Below are 1,613 nucleotides of genomic sequence, written 5' to 3' on the forward strand. Positions count from 1 at the left end.
TCAGATTGCTGACAAACCCTCGCCATTTTGGCGGGGGTTTGCTGTAATTGGGGTATCGACTTTTCAGAGGCTGCCCCATGCTCAAAGAGCCGTCCCCGCAACAACACGAACTCGAGATGGTCAGTCTCGAATCGTTGGTCCCCGACAACCACCTTCTTCGCAACATTGATCAGTACATCGATTTCGAATTTATCCGTGACCGGGTTCGACACCTGTACTGCTCCAATAACGGTCGTCCGGCACTGGATCCGGTGGTGCTGTTCAAGATGCTGTTTCTCGGCTATCTGTTCGGCATTCGCAGTGAGCGGCAGCTGGTGCGGGAGATACAGGTCAACGTGGCCTATCGCTGGTTCTTACGCTTCAACCTGACAGACAAGATTCCGGATGCTTCCACCCTGAGCCAGAACCGCCGGCGGCGGTTCCAGGACAGCCGCATCTATCAGGAGATTTTCGATGAGATCGTGCTCCAGGCGATGGGCTATGACCTGGTGGGTGGCGAAGTGCTTTACACTGATAGCACGCACCTCAAGGCCAATGCCAACAAGAACAAGTACGACCTGAAACAGGCAGAGGAGAAGGTGGCGGCCTACCTGGACAGCCTAGAAGATGCCATTGAGGGCGATCGCAAAGCTCAGGGTAAAAAGCCTTTGAAATCGAAGCTGTCCGAGCAGCCACCGAAGACCAAAGACACCAAGATCAGCCGTACCGATCCGGACAGTGGCTATATGGTTCGGGAAGGTAAGCCCAAGGGGTTCTTCTACCTGGACCACCGAACCGTTGATGGTCGCAACGCCATCATCACGGACAGTTACGCCACGCCAGCCAACCTGCATGACAGCCGCCCTTATCTGGACAGACTGGATCGCCAATGTGAGCGCTTTGGCTTCGATGTCTGGGGCGTGGGGTTGGATGCGGGCTACTACACCGCCGGCATCTGTAAGGGGCTGGAAGACCGGGGCCTTTACGGGGTGATGGGCTACCGGCGGCCGAACAAGCCCAAGGGCTACCTTCCAAAACGGGCCTTCACTTACGACCCCGAGACCAACAGCTATCGCTGTCCGCAAGGCCAGCAACTGATCTACGCCACCACCAATCGCCTTGGCTACCGGGAGTACAAATCCAACCCCACGAACTGCAAAGACTGCCCGCTGCTGAGTCAATGCACGCGCAGCGCCAACCACGTCAAAGTACTGACCCGGCATGTCTGGCAGGACAGCAAGGACCGAACGGACAGCTACCGGTTAACCCCGTGGGGCAAGGCACTCTACAAACGACGACAGGAAACCGTGGAGCGGTCGTTCGCCGATGCCAAGCAGTTGCATGGTCACCGTTACGCTCGCTTGCGAGGGCTCTCGAAGGTGCGTGAGCAATGCCTGTTGGCCGCTGCTGCCCAGAATATGAAGAAGATCGCGCAGATCCTGGCGCGTCTTTTATGGCTCAAATCCTTTGGGATGCCGGACTTGCAGGGCCAAATTCGGAAATGGGCCCGGAAAATGGCTTGTCTGGCGTATTGGCAATCCGATCGGGAATATTGGGCTCAATCCATCGCCAATTGAATTTAAAACACCCAAATGCAACGAACCCCGGAAAACCGGGGTTCGTCAGCAATCTGA

At 56.4% G+C, this 1,613-nt stretch carries 1 protein-coding gene; it reads left to right on the forward strand.

The window, feature by feature from the left end; translation table 11 throughout:
• Positions 1-77 precede the first annotated feature (77 nt).
• Positions 78-1,556, forward strand: coding sequence for an IS1182 family transposase (locus DXY38_RS11220; RefSeq protein WP_091644695.1), 1,479 nt, complete (start codon positions 78-80; stop codon positions 1,554-1,556).
• The last annotated feature ends 57 nt before the right edge of the window (positions 1,557-1,613 follow it).

Origin of the sequence: Synechococcus sp. UW179B (assembly GCF_900474245.1) — a bacterium.
Taxonomy (GTDB): domain Bacteria; phylum Cyanobacteriota; class Cyanobacteriia; order PCC-6307; family Cyanobiaceae; genus Synechococcus_C.